A 17,724-nucleotide genomic window follows, 5' to 3' on the forward strand; every position below is an offset into this window, starting at 1 on the left:
TCTAGCTCACGGTTATGAGCAAAACGGACATTCTCTACAATGGCACTTGCCCGGTCTGCAGCCGCGAAATTGCGCACTATCGGCGTCTCAGCACCGCGTGCGACTTGCCGCACCGCTATGATGATCTGGCGGATGCGGAAAACTTGCGGACATGGGGCGTAGATGCGGCTGACGCCGCGCGGCGCCTGCACGTGCGTAAAGACGGCCGGACTCACATCGGTGTTCCGGCATTCATCGCGCTTTGGGAGGGGTTGCCCGGATATCGATGGCTGGCTCGTTTTGTGCGACTGCCGGGCATTTTCTTCGTGGCGAGTTGGGCATACGACAGGATTCTTGCGCCGCTTCTCTACCAACGCCATGTGAAGCGTCAAAGTGAAAGCGCGGCGACAGATGCCGGACGCAATTCTAAACAGTGACTACAATCCTGCCGCAGTTCTGCGCACAGTCTCAATCCGCTGACTGTTCGGCGGATGGGTGCCGAGAAAGCGGTCGCCCGGGTCCGGAATGCGGCTGAAGAACTGCGCCCCGCGCAGGGGATCGTACCCGGCCCGCGCGGTAATGATGGTGCCCAATGCATCCGCTTCCAATTCGAAATCCTTGGAATAGGTCCGCGCACCGACCCTTGCACCTGTCCGCTGCGCTGACTCTACCGCTTCGCCGGTGCCGCCTAGTAGAACCGCCAGACTGCCCGCGATGACGGCACCTGCAACAGCATTTTGCTGCTGTCGCGCGATGTGGCCTGCGATGTGGTGCGCCGCCTCATGCCCCATCACGAACGCCAGTTCATCAACATTGCGTGCATCCGCGATAAGCGCCTGCGTGAAAGCGATAATGGGTCGTCCGGATTTGTCCAGTGTTTGGAATGCGTTGGGGGGCTGGTTCGGTCTGCTGTCCACGACGATCTTGAAGTCACAATTCACACGTGACGTACGCGCTCGGCACTCCCGCTCCGCCACCGGTTCGACTGTGCGCACCACTTGGCCAAAGCTTTGCACCGACGCGCGGTTAATCGTACCGCTTTGTCCGGCAGCGGGTGCCGTGGGTCCGGTTGGCCCGGACGTTGTTGTCACCTCGCACCCGGCGAGCACCATTGCGGCAATGATTGTGGCTATCGGCTTCCATCGCATAGGGTGGCTCTCTCCGCGCTTGTTACTGCCTGGTATCTTAGCACCTTCACTCCCGGCGACCAGTCCGATCACACAGCGTTGTCCCCCTTGCATCGCGCGTCGCAACCCGTAGTCTGACCCCATGTTTACAATCGAACACGAATTCGACGCGACGGTCGTGACCCTTGTGGATGATGGCAAAGCACCCTTGCAGGAAGACGTGAGCGTGCATGCGACAGAGAGCGCCATTCTGCTGAACCAATACGACCCACGCACGGACCGCACCGTTTCCATCACGCTGTCCCCTGAACAGTGGCGCGATCTGACGGCAGCGCTGAACCTGCCGGAAGGCGTCTACCGCGCCGAGTAACCCTGACCAACACGGGCTGCGAATTCACTCTGGCCCCTCTCCCGGAGACCAATAAATGAGCGTCGGCACCAAAATTCACACCTATTTCGACGGTCGCTGGCACAAGGGCGATGTGCCGGTGATGCAGGCGGCTGATCATGGCGCCTGGCTGGGCACGACGGTCTTTGATGGTGCGCGGTTCTTTGCGGGGCGCGCGCCGGACCTGGTGCCGCATTGCGCGCGGGTCAACCGCTCTGCCGAGGCGTTGATGATCAAGCCGACGGTCAGCACCGACGATATGGTCGAGATTGTCCGCGAGGGCCTGAAAAACTACGGGGCTGAGGATGCTGTCTATATCCGCCCGATGTATTGGGCGATCCATGGGGATGAAACCGCCATTGTCCCGCGTAGGGATGAGACCGGTTTCGCGATCAGCCTGGAACAGATCCCCATGGCTCCGGCGGATGCGGCAGCCACGCTTGGTTTCACAAGGTTCCGCCGCCCGGTGATGGAAGACAATGTCGTCAACGCCAAGGCGGGATGCCTTTACCCCAACAACGCGCGGATGCTGGCAGAGGTCCGCGCGCGCGGCTTCAGCAACGCGCTGGTTGCGGATGCGATGGGCAATGTCGCGGAAACAGCCACAGCCAACATCTTCATGGTGCGGGATGGTGAGGTCTTTACCCCCATCGCCAATGGCACATTCCTCGCCGGGATTACCCGGGCGCGTCACATCGCGAACATGAAGACTGACGGCATTGTCCTGCATGAAAAGGTGCTGACATTTGATGATTTCCATCATGCAGATGAGGTTTTCATGACTGGGAACATGTCAAAAATCACGCCGGTCAAAGCGCTGGAGGACACCACGTATCAGGTTGGTCCGATGGCGCGACGGCTGCGCGAGATGTACTGGGACTGGGCCGCCTCCGAACCGCTATGACGGATCGTCCTGGGCTGACCTGAAAAAGACTTCGCGAATGGCCAGCTTGGAGGCCGCATGCAGCGCGCCCATATGAACCTCCAGCGGCGACCAGAGCCATGACACCGCGGGATCATGCTTCATCGCCCAATCGGGAAAGAGCCGGTCCGGAACGCCTTCGGACACCAGCGATGTCACTTCCACATGCCGATCATCCGCGCAAATCCGCTCGTATGTGGCCTCGACCTTCAACCGAGGGCCCTCAAGAAGCTGCAGAAAAACATCCGGCCGACAGATCAGCGCGCCGGTGATGTCGTCCCGCGCGTTCCGGGACCGTGCCGTTGCCAGAATACTGGCCAGCATGTTCAGGTCATACCCAAAAGGACGCGAGGTATAGATCAGCTGATAGACGGACATTTTCCGGACCTTTCCGCTTGTGCTGCCAGAATTGCGCCTTGCGTGCCTTCTGTCCAGAGGCAGCCGGACAGAGATTGCGATTGCGCCGCCCGGAAACTGAGGTCATGATCTGCCAAAAAGGGGGACATCGTAAGATGCGTAAGTTTCTTGTCGTGCTGGACGACAGCCGCGAATGCCTGAACGCCATGCGATTTGCGGCGATGCGGGCGGCCAATACCGGCGGCGGGGTCGAAATCCTCTCGGTCATTCCGCCGGATGAATTCAACCACTGGATCGGCGTTGGTGCCGTGATGCGTGAAGAAGCGCGCGAGCGGATCGAAGTGCATTACGAGGTTTTCGCCAAATGGATGCGGGACCGGCAGGGCATTGATCCTGAACTGGTAATCCGCGAAGGCCCACCCGTGGATGAGATATTGTCGCAGATTCACGAAGACCCGGAAATCGGCGTGCTGGTGCTGGGCGCCGGGACGGACAAGAAGGGCCCAGGCCCGCTGGTCACGCAACTCACAAAAAGTGCGGGAACGCTGCCCATTCCGATCACAATTGTGCCCGGCGACCTGAGCAAGGAAAAGCTTGAGGCGATTACCTGAGCGTTTTCATTAATGTGCCGTGGCTCTGCCTAGATTAGAATGATTCCAAACCTTGACTTAACGGGGCGCGACCCGCATATCTGAGGCATCATCAGGAGAAAATCCATGTTCATCCAGACAGAATCGACACCGAACCCCGCCACCCTGAAATTCCTGCCCGGTCAGACCGTGCTGGAGATGGGCACGGCTGATTTCCCGACCGCTGAAACGGCGGATAAATCGCCGCTGGCCACGCGTGTTTTTAGGGTTGAAGGGGTCACCGGCGTCTTCTTCGGGACCGACTTTGTCACCGTAACCAAAAGCGACGCAGTCGACTGGGATCACATCAAGCCCGCCCTTCTGGGCGCGATCATGGAACATTTCCAATCCGGGCAGCCGGTCATGGCCGGGGATCACACACCGGCCTCCGGCCATGCGGAACACACCGGGGAAGATGGCCCGATCGTCAACCAGATCAAGGAGTTGCTGGACAGTCGCGTACGGCCTGCCGTGGCGCAGGACGGGGGCGACATCACCTTCCACGGCTTTGACCGCGGCGTTGTCTACCTGCACATGCAGGGTGCCTGCGCCGGATGCCCCTCTTCCACGCTGACGCTGAAGATGGGGATCGAGAACCTGCTGCGGCACTACATACCCGAAGTCACCGAAGTGCGCCCGGTCGCCACGTAAGCAGATCATGGACAAGACCCCACCGATCACCGGTCGGTGTTACTGCGGCAAGACCCGGTTTTCGGTTTCTGCCCTGCCGTCCGTCGTTTCTTACTGCCATTGCTCGGACTGTCGGCGCGTCTCCGGCGCGCCGGTGGCGGCTTTTGCAGCCTTCGAAGAGGGCACAGTGCAATACACCCCCGATCCCGGCGCGCCTGTGTCGCACATTGACGGCGTAGAACGCTGGTTTTGCGATGCCTGTGGCTCGCCGCTTGGCGCGCGGTATGACTACCTGCCGGGACAGATTTATGTGCCGCTTGGCCTCATTAATCAGGCTGCAGAGCTGCCACCCAGCCTGCACTCCCATGCTGCGTCCGGATTGCCGTGGTTGCACATCCAGGACGAGCTTCCTCGAAATGAAACAAGCGCCCGCGATGCGCTACGCCTCGGATCAGAGCAGTAATGACCGAACACGCGCCCGTAACCGTGCTGGCCTTCGACACCGCCGCGCCATATTGCGCGGCGGCCGTGTTATCGGACGGGCAGCTTGTGGCGCAGGCGGAAGAACCCATGCAGAAAGGGCAGGCCGAACGGCTGATGTCTCTCTGCGACGATCTGCTGACATCTGCGGATTTGTCTTTTGACGCGCTGACGGCAATCGGCGTGGGCATCGGCCCGGGAAACTTCACCGGCATTCGAATTTCCGTCGCAGCGGCGCGCGGGCTGGCCTTGGGGCTGGGCGTCCCGGCTGTTGGCGTGTCCAGCTTCGAAGCACTGCGATATGGCCACGATGGACCCTGCGCCACCGCCATCACTGCACGCCGCGAACAGCTTTACTATCAGCGCTTTGACGGGACTGACGCAGAAGCGCCGATCCTGGTGCCCGTGCAGGCCCTGCCCGAGCATGCAGGGCCGCTCTTTGGAGCGACGGGACGTGCGCCCACCTTTCCCATTGCCGAAGCAATCGCGCGCCTGGCAGCGGATCGGTACAAAACGACGACCGAGCGTCCGGCCCCACTCTACCTGCGCCCTGCGGATGCAGCGCCTGCGCGCGACGCGCCCCCCGTCATCCTGCCATGACACCGGCAGAGCTCGCCAGCCTGCATTGCGCCGCCTTCCGGTCGGAAAGAAACTGGTCCGCAGATGGATTCGCAGCCCTGCTCCAGAGCCCACACGTCACCCTGATGGCCCGTCCGCAAGGGTTCGCCCTGATCCGTACTATCGCGGGAGAGGCGGAAATCCTAACCCTCGCCGTGCATCCAGACCATCATCGCCAAGGCATTGCCAGCCTGCTGATCTCCGACTGGATGGCAGAAACAACCGCGCAAAGGGCATTTCTTGAAGTGGCGGCAGACAACAATGCGGCGCAAGGCCTTTACCGCAAGCATGGATTCGCACAAACGGGACGGCGACGCGACTACTATAAGCGATCTGATGGCACCATGGTGGATGCTGTGCTGATGACGGCGGCGTTGCCCTGCGGTCAGGGGGCTGAATCCCCCCGCACCCCCTGAAAAACCGGTTGACCCTGCCCGTCAGCTAGGCCCTAATTTGCACAGGAACAGATAAACTCTGCTCATACCGGGCGGCTTGGGGCTATGATCGGCCCGCCGGACGCTCCAAAATCACAAACTGGGAGACCCCTGAATGACTCTTATGCACAAATTCCTCGGCGCAACGGCTGCACTGGCTTTGTCCGCTGGTGCCGCCCTCGCCGAACCCGCGCTGATCTTCGATCTTGGCGGCAAGTTCGACAAATCCTTTAACGAAGCGGCGTTCAACGGGGCCACACGCTGGGCCGAAGAGACCGGCAACTCCTTCCGTGACATCGAACTGCAGTCCGAAGCGCAGCGCGAGCAGGCCCTGCGCCGCTTTGCCGAATCCGGCGCCAACCCGATTGTCATGACCGGTTTTGCCTTCGGCGATGCGCTGGGTCAGGTGGCCAGCGACTATCCCGACACGGATTTCGTGATCATCGACATGGTGGTGGATGCGCCCAACGTCCGTTCCGTGGTCTTCAACGAGCATGAAGGCTCCTACCTCGTCGGGATGCTGGCCGCCAAAGCCTCGCAATCCGGCACGGTCGGTTTCATCGGCGGCATGGACATCCCGCTGATCCGCAAATTTGCCTGTGGCTACGCGCAGGGTGTCAAAGCCGTCAATCCCGACGCCACGGTGATCGCCAACATGACAGGCACGACGCCTGCCGCCTGGAATGACCCGGTGAAGGGCTCCGAGTTGACAAAGGCACAGATCAGCCAGGGCGCTGACGTGGTCTATGCCGCGGCGGGCGGCACCGGTGTCGGTGTGCTGCAAACGGCGGCGGATGAGGATATCCTCTCCATCGGTGTGGACAGCAACCAGAACCACCTGCACCCGGGCAAAGTGCTGACCTCCATGCTCAAGCGCGTCGACAACGCCGTCTTTGACGCGATGTCCGACGGTCCGGGCATGGAAAAAGGCTTTAACATCATGGGGCTTGCCAATGGTGGCGTCGGCTATGCCATGGATGAAAACAACGCCGACCTGGTGAGCGCGGACATGCAGGCGGCGGTTGATGCTGCCGCCGACAAGATCGCCTCCGGTGATCTGGCCGTGCATGACTACACATCGGACGACAGCTGCCCGGCTCTGAGCTTTTAAAGCATGAGCGGCAGCGATACGTCGGGGCGGCAGGAAACTGCCGCCCCCGCCATCGAACTCCAGGGCATTTCAAAGGCTTTTGGACCGGTTCAGGCCAACAAGGACATTTCCATCCGGGTCATGCCCGGCACGATTCACGGCATCATTGGTGAGAACGGCGCAGGCAAATCGACCCTGATGTCGATCCTTTATGGCTTTTACAAAGCCGATAAGGGTGAGATTTTCATCGCCGGGAAGAAAACCGACATTCCCGACAGCCAGGCGGCGATTGCCGCGGGCATCGGCATGGTCTTCCAGCACTTCAAGCTGGTTGAGAATTTTACGGTGCTCGAGAATATCATTCTCGGGGCCGAAGACGGTGGGCTGCTGACCCCCTCGCTCGCCAAGGCGCGCAAGACGCTGCTGGAGCTGGAGCATGAATACGGGCTCAACGTCGACCCCGACGCGGTGATCGAAGAGCTGGGTGTCGGCATGCAGCAGCGTGTCGAAATCCTCAAAGCGCTCTACCGGCAGGCCGATATCCTGATCCTCGATGAGCCCACGGGCGTGCTGACCCCGGCGGAGGCCGACCAGCTGTTCCGCATCCTCGACCGGCTGCGCGAAGAGGGCAAAACCATCATCCTGATCACCCACAAGCTGCGCGAGATCATGGAAGCCACCGATACCGTGAGCGTGATGCGGCGGGGCGAGATGACGGCAACGGTCAAGACCAAAGACACCTCACCGGCGGAGCTAGCCGAGCTGATGGTGGGGCGCAAGGTCCTGCTGCGTGTTGATAAAAAGCCCGCCGTCCCTGGCGATGTTGTTCTGGATATCAAAGATTTGCACGTGGTTGACGACAAGGGTGTCGAGCGGCTCAAGGGGATTGACCTGCAGGTGCGCGCCGGGGAGATCGTCGGGATTGCCGGTGTGGCGGGGAACGGTCAGTCCGAATTGCTCGAAGTGCTTGGTGGCTATGCCGATGCCACCGGCGAGATCCGTGTGAACGGTCAGCCCCTCGATCTGTCCGGCAAGCATTCTGACGGACGCTCGCGCCGGGCGCGGGGCATCGCCCATGTCCCAGAAGACCGGCAGCGCGAAGGCCTGATCATGGATTTCTCCGCCTGGGAGAACACCGCCTTTGGCTATCACCGCGATCAGGATTACCAATCGGGCGTCTTGCTGAACAACGCGGCCATTCGCGCGGATACCGAAGCCAAGATGGAGCGGTTCGATGTCCGCCCGCCAAACCCGGGCCTGGCCGCCAAGAACTTCTCCGGCGGGAACCAGCAGAAGATTGTGCTGGCACGCGAGATCGAGCGCAACCCCGATCTGCTGCTGGTCGGCCAACCCACACGCGGCGTCGACATCGGGGCAATCGAATTCATTCACCAGCAGATCGTGGCCCTGCGCGACAAGGGCAAGGCCGTGCTTCTGGTCTCGGTCGAGCTTGAAGAAATCCTCGCGCTGGCAGACCGGGTCGCGGTGATGTTCGACGGGCACATCATGGGTGAACGGATGTCAGCCGAGACGGACGAAAAAGAACTGGGGCTGCTGATGGCCGGTGTGGGGAACTAAAGCATGGAAGTGATGCCAAAATGGGCCGAGGTCACCCTCGTGCCGCTCATCTCGCTGCTGCTGGCCGCGATCCTGTCGGCGCTGGTGATCCTTGCCATTGGGGAAGACCCGATTGCGGCGGTGAACCTGATGGTCACGGGTGCTTTGGGCAGCACCTATGGCTGGGGTTACACGCTTTATTACGCGACCAACTTCCTCTTTACGGGCCTCGCCGTCTCCGTGGCCTTTCATGCGGGTCTTTTCAACATTGGCGGCGAAGGACAGGCCATGCTCGGCGGGCTGGGCGTCGCCCTGGCCTGCCTGCTGATCCCCTGGCCGCATTGGACGCTGGCCCTGCTGGGCGCTGCAGGTGCTGCGGCGCTGTTCGGGGCGGCGTGGGCCGCCATACCGGCGTTCCTGCAGGCCAAACGCGGCAGTCACATCGTGATCACCACGATCATGTTCAACTTCATCGGCGCGGCCGTGCTGAACTACGTGCTCGTGAACCTGATGCGCCCGGCAGGCAGCATGGACCCGGCCACCGCGCGCTTTCCGGAAACCACGCACCTGCCGACCTTGCATGACATCCTCGCACCCATCGGTATCAACTTCTCCAAGTCCGCACCCGCAAACGTGACCTTTCTGATCGCGCTGCTCGCCTGTGTCCTCGTGTGGTTCCTGCTCTGGCGCACATGGTTGGGATACGAAATCCGCAGCTATGGCAAATCGGAGCCAGCGGCCAAATACGGCGGTATCTCTCCCACGGCCATCACCATGATCGCCATGCTCATCTCCGGCGGTCTGGCGGGCCTCATGGCGATCAACAACGTGATGGGCGAGGCCGAACGACTGGTCCTGAACGCGGTCGAAGGCGCGGGCTTCATCGGTATCGCCGTGGCCCTGATGGGGCGCAGCCACCCGTTTGGCGTATTGCTGGCGGCCATCCTCTTTGGGTTCCTCTATCAGGGCGGGGCCGAACTCGCCCTCTGGACGTCGATTCCCCGTGAGTTGATCGTGGTCATTCAGGCCCTTGTGATCCTCTTTACCGGCGCGCTCGACAATATGGTGCGCATGCCGCTGGAACGGCTGTTCCTGATGATGCGGCGGAGGAATGCCTGATGGATTTCCTGACCCTCATCCAGCTGCTCGACAGCACCGTGCGTCTGGCCACCCCGCTGCTGCTGGCCTGTCTGGCCGGGCTATTCTCTGAACGGGCGGGCATTTTCGACATCGGCCTTGAGGGCAAGATGTTGGCGGCAGCCTTCTTCTCGGCGGCCATTGCCGCGCTCACCGGCTCGGTCTGGATCGGTCTGCTCGCAGGCATCACCGCGTCGATGTTGTTCAGCCTGCTGCACGGGCTGGCCTCCATCACCTTCCGCGGCAACCAGTTGATTTCCGGCGTCGCGATCAATTTCCTGGCCGCCGGGCTGACGGTGCTGATCGCGCAGGACTGGTTCAGCCAGGGCGGGCGTACCCCCTCCCTCATGGGCGGCGCAAGGTTTGAACCCATCACCCTGCCTTTCGCCGAAGCCTTCGGGTCCGTGCCCTTTATCGGCCCGATCTATCAGGAACTGATTTCGGGGCACTCGATCCTCGTCTATCTCGCTTTCGCCATGGTGCCGCTGACATGGTGGATCCTGTTTCGCACGCGTTTCGGCCTACGCCTGCGCGCCGTGGGTGAAAACCCTGCCGCGGTGGATACCGCAGGTGTCTCCGTTGTCGGGCTGCGCTATGCGGCTGTGATGATCTGCGGGGTACTCTGCGGCATCGCGGGCGCTTACCTTTCGACGGCCCTGCAGGCAGGGTTCGTCAAGGACATGTCGGCTGGTCGCGGTTTCATCGCGCTCGCCGCCCTGATCTTTGCCAAATGGCGCCCGTGGTACGCGCTTTATGCCACTCTGCTCTTTGGTCTTTTTGGCGCGCTGGAGACCCGGCCGGACGTGATCGAAGCGCTATTCGGCATCAAGGTACAGGGGGCCCTCTTGGGTGCGCTGCCCTACGTCATGACCGTGATCATTCTGGCCGGTTTCGTAGGTAAAGCGATCCCACCTCGCGCAGGAGGCGAACCCTACGTCAAAGAGCGCTGATCCCATAAGGCCAGTTCGGCCTTTTATGTCAGTCCTGATTGCTGCAGGGCAGCAAGGGGCATTGATTTTGCACCCCCCTGTGCTCTAACAGAGGACATGCAAATTTACCTTCCCATCGCCGAAGTTTCGGTCAACGCCTTTTTGTTGCTGGGCTTGGGTGGGATCGTGGGCATCCTGTCGGGCATGTTCGGTGTGGGCGGCGGGTTCCTGATGACACCGCTGCTTTTCATGATCGGCATCCCGCCCGCCGTGGCCGTGGCGACCGAAGCCAACCAGATTGTCGCCTCTTCCTTCTCCGGTGTGCTGGCGCATTTGAAGCGAAAGACAGTGGATCTCAGGATGGGCACCGTGCTGCTCATAGGCGGCCTTGTCGGTGCTGCGCTGGGGGTCGTCGTATTCAACTACCTCAAGGCGCAGGGCCAGGTCGATCTGCTGGTCAAGCTCTGCTATGTCGTCTTCCTTGGCGTGATCGGCGGGCTGATGTTCATCGAAAGCCTGAACGCGATCCGCAAGACCAAATCCGGCAAGCCGCCGGCGCGCAAAAAACACAACTGGATCCACGGCCTGCCGTTCAAGATGCGGTTCCGGGTCTCCGGCCTCTACATCTCCGTGATCCCCCCGCTGCTGGTGGGCGTGGCCGTTGGTATTCTGGCGGCGATCATGGGTGTGGGTGGCGGCTTTATCATGGTGCCCGCCATGATCTACCTGCTCGGGATGCCGACAAAGGTTGTCGTGGGCACATCGCTTTTTCAGATCATTTTCGTGACCGGCTTTACCACGCTGCTGCACGCCACGACGAACTTTACCGTGGACATCGTGCTGGCGGTGCTGCTTCTGGTGGGGGGGGTGATCGGCGCCCAGATCGGGACGCGCATCGGCGTCAAGATGAAGGCCGAACAGCTGCGCATCCTTCTGGCCCTCATGGTGCTTGCAGTCTGTGGCAAGCTGGCCCTCGATCTGCTTTTGATGCCGTCGGAGCTCTACTCCGTCGGTGCGGCCACGGGGCATTGAGCGTGATGCCCCGTTTTCTGACCGGTCTCCTGACGCTTCTGCTGCTCTGCACAGGGCCGCTATGGGCCGAAGAAGTCGTCTTGGGCCTCAGCAAGGACAAGGTGTCGATCACCACGAGTTTTGACGGCTCCGACATCCTGATCTTCGGCGCCGTGAAGCGAGAGCAGGCCATTCCCGAAGGACCACCGATCGAGGTCATCGTGACCGTTGCAGGCCCGTCCACACCTCTGACCGTACGGCGCAAAGCCAAACGCCTGGGGATCTGGGTGAATACGGATGCCGTCGAAGTGGATCGGGCGCCCAGCTTCTACGCCGTGCAGACCAGCGGCCCGTTGCGCGAGGTGCTCAAAGATGTAGAGGATCTGCGTCACAAAATATCCGTGCCGCGCGCCATCCGCTCGGTTGGTGCGCCCTCGAACATCAGCGATGCCGAAAGCTTCACCGAGGCACTCATCCGCATCCGCAGCCGATCAGATCTCTACCAACTGCGTGAGGACGCGGTTACCGTCAGCGAACAGACATTGTTTCGCACGGCTGTCCGCCTGCCGGCTGCACTGACCGAGGGCGATTACGTCACGCGCATTTTCCTGACGCGCGATGGTCAGGTGATCTCCAGCTATGACACGACCATCGACGTGCAGAAGGTTGGTTTGGAACGCTGGCTCTTTGAGTTGTCGCGGGGGCAACCATTGCTTTACGGGATCATGTCCATCGCCATCGCTATTGCCGCAGGCTGGGCTGCTTCCGCAGTCTTCAGGATGTTCCGCGCCTGAGTTCCAAAGGTGGCCTGAAGCCCACCCTACCTGCTGGGTCCACCCGCTGTTTCCGGCAGGTAAGGTGGGCTTCAGGCCACCTTTGGTGTCACCCTCGCCCGATATACGGCATTGTGGTCGCCATGACGGTCATGAATTGCACATTCGCTTCCGGGGGCATCCCGGCCATATGCAGGACAGATCGCGCGGCATTCTGAACGTCCATGGTCGCCGTGCCTGGCTGTGTCTTTTTCAATTGCGCAAGCAGATCGGTTTCCGCATTGCCGATGTCGATTTGCCCGCAGGCAATGCCGAAGGTCCGCCCATCCAGTGACAGGGTTTTGGTCAGCCCCGTTACCGCATGTTTGGTCGTGGTATAGCACACTGAATTCGGGCGCGGCACGTAGGCTGACAGTGAACCATTGTTAATGATCCGCCCGCCCTGCGGTTTCTGGCGGCGCATTTGTGTAAAGGCCAGTTTCGCGGCAATGAACATGCCGCCGACGTTCACCTGCATCACCTCGGCCCAGTCCTGCAGATCGACCTCGTCGATTGTCGCAGAAGGTCCAAAAAGTCCCGCGTTGTTGAAGAGCACATCAAGATGGCCGAATGCATCGAACGCCGCCTGCATGCCCGGTGCATCCGTCACGTCGGCAGGCAGCGGCACCGCGGTTTCAAACCGGTCAGCAAGCGCCTCAAGCCGGTCCGCGCGCCGCGCAATCAGACCCACGCGCCAGCCGGCCTCCAGAAACATCTCCGCCGTTGCGTGACCAATGCCGGAACTGGCGCCGGTGATGATGATCGATTTCATAGTAATTCCTCCGGTTGCGGTTCGGATAGCGCCAATGGCGCAGTGGGCACGGCGCGCAAGTCATCGACCGCCAGCGGCCCCGTCGGCATCGACAACCGGTTGCGGACCACCCAGATCAACCGCTCCTGAGCGCGTGTGATCGCCACATAAGCAAGCCGTTTCCACAGGGGCTGTCCGGCTTCTGAGCGGCCCATCCGTGCAGCGGCATAAAGATCAGGCGCAAAGACCTGAACCGTGTCCCACTGGCTGCCCTGGGCCTTGTGAATGGTCACCGCCGCACCATGCAGGAAGGTCGCGCCCATGCGGGCCGCAAAGGGGATAAAGGGCTCTTCCTCGTCCGGCTTTTCGATCTTCACGATCGACGCCGCCGAGACTTGCGGATCTTCCGCCCCCATCACATGCAGGCGGCTGAACCCGGGTTTGCGCCCCTCCCCCAGATAGACCACTTGCGCGCCCTTGATCAGCCCGCGCGCCTCCAGATCAAGCCGCTTCTTGCGATGTTTCAACGGCAATTCCAAACCGTCACAGATCAGCGGCTCGCCCTCAAGCAACGCATCCTCTGGTGCACCGTGCACCTGGCGGAAGGCATTGATCAGGCGAATCCGCGTGGCATTACGCCAGACCAGCACCGGGCTGCGCGCCATCAGATCGACCTCGACCCGCTGGCCCCAGACCACCCGTTCATCACGTGCTGCCGCCTCCTCCACCATCCGCTCGAATTGCTCGAACCCCAGATCGGGATCACCAAGCGCATGGGCGAGATCAAGGATCGGGTTATCCGCCTCCTGTCGGTGAATGCGGTTCAACGCCAGCACCCGTTTTTCAGGCAGTTTCTCGAACACCATCGCGCCTGATTGGTTGACCGGCGCAAGCTGAGCAGGATCGCCGAACAACAAGAGCGTCGGGAAAATCTCCTTGAGATCCTCAAATTGCTTGTCGTCCAGCATCGACGATTCATCGACAAAGCCGATGTCCAGCGGCTCTTCCCGCCGCTTCCAGCCGGTGATGAAGTCCGACCCCCGCAGACCCGCCGCCGCCAAAGCGCCGGGAATCGACTTGTTGGTGGCATAGAAGGCTGCCGCCCGGTCGAGGGCCACGTCGGTCAGCCCGTCGATCTCAGGACGCTCTCCATTGGCCGCCAGCCACTCCGCGATACGTTCATATTCCGGATCGTAGACCGGCGTGTAAAGGATGCGGTGAATCGTGGTCGCGGGCACACCGCGCAGACGCAGAACACTCGCGGCCTTGTTGGTCGGTGCAAGAATGGCCAGCGTACGCTTGTCGCGGCGTTTGCGGGATTCGTAATCGCCCGAGACGACCTCGATACCTGCGCCTTCCAGCGCCTTGTAAAGCTCCGCCAAAAGCAGCGTTTTGCCCGATCCCGCCTTGCCGGTGATGGCCATCACGGAGGCAACCGAACTTTTGGGCGATGTCAGAAGTTGATCGTCCAGATCGATGCCGGACCCGCGCAGGACCTCTGTCACGCTATCATAAGCAGCAGCCTGGTCGTCGGAGAAAGTCAGCGCGGGTGTGGTCATGGCGCGACCCTACAGGGGCCGCGCGACAGGGACCAGATGCCACCTGAGCGGATTTAGCCCGCGCAGGCCAATTGGCGTGCCACTTCGCGTCCGAATGCCCGGTCGAACCACAGGCGGGAGAGTTCCGGCGACACGCCAGCACGCAGAGCGACCTTGGCCTGTGCTTCCGGGGCAAATTCCCACAAGCCGATGCTGATGACGTCACGCCCTTTGCCTTCGCTGCCCAGAACCTCTGGCGAGGACCCGATCATCCGGTAGATGCGCACCATGCGTGCGTCAAAGACCCCGACAAAGTGCTTTACGCCAAATCCACTCATGATTTCCCCGCCGCCCAGCATCAGGGCTGCGGCGACACGACTTGGCGCCTCGCGATTCAGGCAAAAGCGCGTACATTCCCAGATGAGCGGGCTGGTGATCGTACCCCCACCCATCAGGTGGGTGAAGTGATCGTTGACCATGGTCCGTTCCGTTGTCGGCAGGAACCGCATGGACCCGCCGTGGGTGCCGTCGGGCATTTCCCAGATCACATAGAGAGGGTTCATCGCGTCATACTCGTCCCGCTCGAACCCCTGTTCGTCCACGCTGACTTCCCATCCCAGGCGCGTTTTGAACTGATCCGCACGATCCTGAAACATGGATTGAGCAAGTTTTTTATTGCGGGAAAGCTGATCGGCGTAGATGTAACGAAGCATTTTATGTCCTTTGGTCAGAGCGCGGGATGAGCAAAGGATTAGCTTGAGGATGTTTAACGCTGGCCAACCACGGCGTGCGTCACGTTAACGGATGAAGCCGTTTCAGGCGTCGATTTTACACGACAATAAGGCCGCGGCTCAGCGCCCTGGCGACCGCGTGGGTGGTGTTCGACGCCCCCAGTTTGAAGCGCGCGCTCTCGATGTAGACCCGCAGCGTATGCTCGGAAATCGACAGCGTTTCAGCCACTTGCGCCCGGCTGTACCCGATTGCAAGCAGGGTCATTGCGTCAATTTCACGGGGAGACAGTGACTGTGATTGTTCCGGCGCCCGGTTCGGTTCGAACTCAAGCGCCTTTTGGTTAAAATAATGCGCGATCAGAATCAGTTCGCGCCTGTTGTCCTCCGTAAATTTTTCCCAGTCCGCATCGTCGCAGGTGTGATTCACCGTAAAGAGGGCGAACTGGCCGTTAGGCCCCCGGATGGGAATGGAATAGCCCTGATTGCCGATGCCGTACTCCAGCGCCTCTGCCTGAAAGGCGCGCACAGCCTTGCTGGACCAGTCCAGCTTTTTCCAATCCACAGGATGAAAGCGCTTGTAGCACCCGGCAATGACCGGATCGATCCGGATGTAGTTCTGCTCTTGATATCTTGTGGCCCACTCGAGCGGGTAGGTGCCGTAGCCATATTGTTCCCCGGCACTGTCCACCCAATGGTAGACCATGTTCTCGACCTGAAAATACTCCCTGAGTTTGAGGATGGCGTCCTGTATGGATTCAAGCGTGTCCGCCTGCTCCAGCTCCGCCAAGACTTCCTCCACCGTCGTGTTCGCTACCATGTGCCGTGCCCTGCGTCCTTTCGTGAAGGGCGGCGATCTCGGCAAGAGCAACAATTGCGGTGTCATCCAACTGTTCGGCAAGCACCGGCAAGTCGTTTGCTGTCGCAAATGTTTTCAAGTCCGTGAGAACGTCCAAAATCCAATCACTTCGCATAGCAGACTCGCCTCTTAAAGGTTAATGAAAGATTAACACAACTCTAACATGTATGAACATCTGCTGAAAATTCGCAGTTATTAACTCCCCAGAAATAGCGAGGTCGAAATTTCTAAGTGATTGATACTAAAGAGCGTCACAACTATAACGAGAAACGCCCGCGCAACCTATACGTGATTCGCGGGCGTTCGTCATGTTTAATCGGCTCGATGTTAGGTTAACGGCCTGCCTCCAGGGCATCTTCGAAGGTACGCAGTCCGGTGGTCGGCGCCTGCACCAAGACGGACATATTGCCGGGTTTGTGCTCGTTGCGCATCATCTTCATATGCGCCTGCGGCAGGTCCGCCCAAGTGAAGACCTCTGACATGCAGGGATCGAGCCGCCGTTCCAGCATCAGCTTGTTGGCCGCCGACGCCTGCTGCAAATGCGCAAAGTGGCTGCCCTGCAGGCGTTTCTGGTGCATCCACATGTAGCGCACGTCAAATGTCAGATTGAACCCGGTGGTGCCCGCACAGATCACGACCATGCCGCCCTTTTTCACCACGAAGGTGGAGACGGGGAAAGTTGCCTCGCCCGGGTGTTCGAACACCATATCGACGTTCACGCCCTTGCCGGTGATGTCCCAGATCGCCTTGCCGAACTTGCGCGCTTCCTTGAACCACTCCGCGTATTCCGGGGTATTTACAGTCGGCAACTGCCCCCAGCAGTTGAAATCCTTGCGGTTTAGAACGCCCTTGGCACCGAGATCCATGACGAAGTCGCGTTTGCTTTCATCCGAGATCACGCCGATGGCGTTGGCACCGGCCGTATTGATCAACTGGATCGCATAGGACCCCAGCCCCCCCGATGCGCCCCAGACCAGCACGTTCTGGCCGGGCTTGAGATCGTGCGGCTCGTGTCCGAACAGCATCCGGTAGGCGGTCGCCAGCGTCAGCGTGTAGCAGGCGGCTTCTTCCCATGTCAGATGCTTGGGCCGCGGCATCAACTGCTGGCTCTGCACCCGCGTGAACTGCGAAAACGATCCATCCGGCGTCTCGTAGCCCCAGATGCGCTGGCTGGGCGAATACATGGGATCGCCACCGTTACATTCTTCATCGTCACCGTCGTCCTGATTGCAGTGAATGACCACCTCGTCACCAACTTTCCAGCGCGTGACCCGGTCGCCGACTGCCCAGACAATGCCGGACGCGTCCGACCCGGCGATGTGGTAAGGCTGCTTGTGCCCGTCAAAGGGACTGATCGGCACGCCCAGAGCGGCCCAGACGCCGTTGTAGTTGACCCCGGCAGCCATCACGAGCACCAGCACGTCCTGGCTGTCGAGCTTCGGGACCTCCACGACCTCCTGTAGCATTGCGCTGTCGGGTTCGCCGTGACGTTCCCGGCGGATCGCCCATGCATACATCTGTTTGGGCACATATCCCATGGGGGGCATTTCACCCATTTCATAGAGGTCTTTTTCCGGCGCCTCGTAGTGCGCGATGGTGGTATCCAGTGCCATGCAAGCCTCCTGCTTAGCGACATACTCAAATTAATGATGCCGCAATGCAGAATCGCGGCTTGTGGGAGATTGAATATGCAGTGCCACGCAACATTGCAACATCTAGAGGTCTATTTTTGTAATTTTATGACCTCG

General features: G+C 60.5%; 21 protein-coding genes. 14 read left to right on the plus strand and 7 right to left on the minus strand.

Annotated elements, in window-relative coordinates; genetic code table 11:
- The first annotated feature begins 14 nt into the window (after positions 1-14).
- On the plus strand, positions 15-416 hold the full coding sequence (locus Q1A52_RS00145) for a thiol-disulfide oxidoreductase DCC family protein (protein ID WP_300009309.1): 402 nt from the start codon (positions 15-17) through the stop codon (positions 414-416).
- Here the strand turns inward: Q1A52_RS00145 and Q1A52_RS00150 are convergent, their stop codons facing one another.
- The gene (locus Q1A52_RS00150) at positions 417-1,127 is read right to left on the minus strand and encodes a M48 family metallopeptidase (RefSeq protein ID WP_299781303.1); all 711 of its coding nucleotides are present in this window, start codon (positions 1,125-1,127) and stop codon (positions 417-419) included.
- Positions 1,128-1,248: 121 nt separating this feature from the next.
- Between Q1A52_RS00150 and Q1A52_RS00155 the strand changes: the two genes are divergently transcribed.
- The gene (locus Q1A52_RS00155; RefSeq protein ID WP_299781301.1) at positions 1,249-1,476 is read left to right on the plus strand and encodes a hypothetical protein; all 228 of its coding nucleotides are present in this window, start codon (positions 1,249-1,251) and stop codon (positions 1,474-1,476) included.
- A gap of 55 nt (positions 1,477-1,531) precedes the next feature.
- On the plus strand, positions 1,532-2,398 hold the full coding sequence (locus Q1A52_RS00160; RefSeq protein ID WP_300009312.1) for a branched-chain amino acid aminotransferase: 867 nt from the start codon (positions 1,532-1,534) through the stop codon (positions 2,396-2,398).
- Here Q1A52_RS00160 and Q1A52_RS00165 read toward each other — a convergent pair.
- Positions 2,393-2,794, minus strand: coding sequence for a BLUF domain-containing protein (locus Q1A52_RS00165; protein WP_299781297.1), 402 nt, complete (start codon positions 2,792-2,794; stop codon positions 2,393-2,395). The two genes, Q1A52_RS00160 and Q1A52_RS00165, sit on opposite strands and share 6 nt — an antisense overlap.
- Before the next feature lie 134 nt (positions 2,795-2,928).
- On the opposite strand from Q1A52_RS00165, the gene Q1A52_RS00170 reads away from it, so the two are divergent.
- From Q1A52_RS00170 to Q1A52_RS00220, 11 genes are all read left to right on the plus strand, one after another.
- Positions 2,929-3,384: a universal stress protein gene (locus tag Q1A52_RS00170; RefSeq protein WP_299781295.1), complete on the plus strand. Its 456-nt coding sequence runs from the start codon at positions 2,929-2,931 to the stop codon at positions 3,382-3,384.
- A gap of 105 nt (positions 3,385-3,489) precedes the next feature.
- Positions 3,490-4,053 carry a NifU family protein gene (locus Q1A52_RS00175; protein ID WP_300009314.1) on the plus strand — a complete coding sequence of 188 codons (564 nt, stop codon included), beginning with the start codon at positions 3,490-3,492 and terminating at the stop codon, positions 4,051-4,053.
- A 7-nt stretch (positions 4,054-4,060) separates the two neighbouring features.
- Positions 4,061-4,495: a GFA family protein gene (locus Q1A52_RS00180; RefSeq protein WP_300009317.1), complete on the plus strand. Its 435-nt coding sequence runs from the start codon at positions 4,061-4,063 to the stop codon at positions 4,493-4,495.
- Positions 4,495-5,112 carry a tRNA (adenosine(37)-N6)-threonylcarbamoyltransferase complex dimerization subunit type 1 TsaB gene (gene tsaB / locus Q1A52_RS00185; RefSeq protein ID WP_300009320.1) on the plus strand — a complete coding sequence of 206 codons (618 nt, stop codon included), beginning with the start codon at positions 4,495-4,497 and terminating at the stop codon, positions 5,110-5,112. The genes Q1A52_RS00180 and tsaB overlap by 1 nt, the downstream gene beginning before the upstream one ends.
- Entirely contained in the window at positions 5,109-5,546 is a 438-nt protein-coding gene (locus Q1A52_RS00190; RefSeq protein ID WP_300009323.1) for a GNAT family N-acetyltransferase, read from the plus strand. Before tsaB ends, Q1A52_RS00190 begins: the two co-directional genes overlap by 4 nt.
- 133 nt (positions 5,547-5,679) lie before the next feature.
- A complete protein-coding gene (locus Q1A52_RS00195; protein ID WP_300009326.1) occupies positions 5,680-6,675 on the plus strand; it encodes a BMP family ABC transporter substrate-binding protein in 996 nt (331 codons plus the stop codon).
- Between the two features lie 3 nt (positions 6,676-6,678).
- A complete protein-coding gene (locus tag Q1A52_RS00200; RefSeq protein WP_300009329.1) occupies positions 6,679-8,232 on the plus strand; it encodes an ABC transporter ATP-binding protein in 1,554 nt (517 codons plus the stop codon).
- 3 nt (positions 8,233-8,235) lie between these two features.
- A complete protein-coding gene (locus tag Q1A52_RS00205) occupies positions 8,236-9,330 on the plus strand; it encodes an ABC transporter permease (RefSeq protein ID WP_195821767.1) in 1,095 nt (364 codons plus the stop codon).
- On the plus strand, positions 9,330-10,298 hold the full coding sequence (locus Q1A52_RS00210; RefSeq protein WP_195821766.1) for an ABC transporter permease: 969 nt from the start codon (positions 9,330-9,332) through the stop codon (positions 10,296-10,298). The genes Q1A52_RS00205 and Q1A52_RS00210 overlap by 1 nt, the downstream gene beginning before the upstream one ends.
- A gap of 96 nt (positions 10,299-10,394) precedes the next feature.
- The gene (locus Q1A52_RS00215) at positions 10,395-11,309 is read left to right on the plus strand and encodes a sulfite exporter TauE/SafE family protein (RefSeq protein WP_300009336.1); all 915 of its coding nucleotides are present in this window, start codon (positions 10,395-10,397) and stop codon (positions 11,307-11,309) included.
- 5 nt (positions 11,310-11,314) lie between these two features.
- A complete protein-coding gene (locus Q1A52_RS00220; RefSeq protein WP_195821764.1) occupies positions 11,315-12,082 on the plus strand; it encodes a TIGR02186 family protein in 768 nt (255 codons plus the stop codon).
- An 88-nt stretch (positions 12,083-12,170) separates the two neighbouring features.
- Here the strand turns inward: Q1A52_RS00220 and Q1A52_RS00225 are convergent, their stop codons facing one another.
- The 5 genes from Q1A52_RS00225 to ccrA form a co-directional block, all read right to left on the minus strand.
- The gene (locus Q1A52_RS00225; RefSeq protein WP_300009338.1) at positions 12,171-12,872 is read right to left on the minus strand and encodes an SDR family oxidoreductase; all 702 of its coding nucleotides are present in this window, start codon (positions 12,870-12,872) and stop codon (positions 12,171-12,173) included.
- Positions 12,869-14,410: an ATP-dependent RecD-like DNA helicase gene (locus tag Q1A52_RS00230; RefSeq protein WP_300009341.1), complete on the minus strand. Its 1,542-nt coding sequence runs from the start codon at positions 14,408-14,410 to the stop codon at positions 12,869-12,871. The genes Q1A52_RS00225 and Q1A52_RS00230 overlap by 4 nt, the downstream gene beginning before the upstream one ends.
- Before the next feature lie 53 nt (positions 14,411-14,463).
- Entirely contained in the window at positions 14,464-15,102 is a 639-nt protein-coding gene (locus Q1A52_RS00235) for an acyl-homoserine-lactone synthase (protein ID WP_300009344.1), read from the minus strand.
- Positions 15,103-15,217: 115 nt separating this feature from the next.
- Positions 15,218-15,937 carry a LuxR family transcriptional regulator gene (locus Q1A52_RS00240; protein ID WP_300009347.1) on the minus strand — a complete coding sequence of 240 codons (720 nt, stop codon included), beginning with the start codon at positions 15,935-15,937 and terminating at the stop codon, positions 15,218-15,220.
- A gap of 371 nt (positions 15,938-16,308) precedes the next feature.
- Positions 16,309-17,589, minus strand: coding sequence for a crotonyl-CoA carboxylase/reductase (ccrA, locus tag Q1A52_RS00245; protein ID WP_299781268.1), 1,281 nt, complete (start codon positions 17,587-17,589; stop codon positions 16,309-16,311).
- Positions 17,590-17,724: the final 135 nt, after the last annotated feature.

It is taken from the genome of uncultured Roseobacter sp., from assembly GCF_947488185.1.
Classification (GTDB): Bacteria; Pseudomonadota; Alphaproteobacteria; order Rhodobacterales; family Rhodobacteraceae; genus Roseobacter.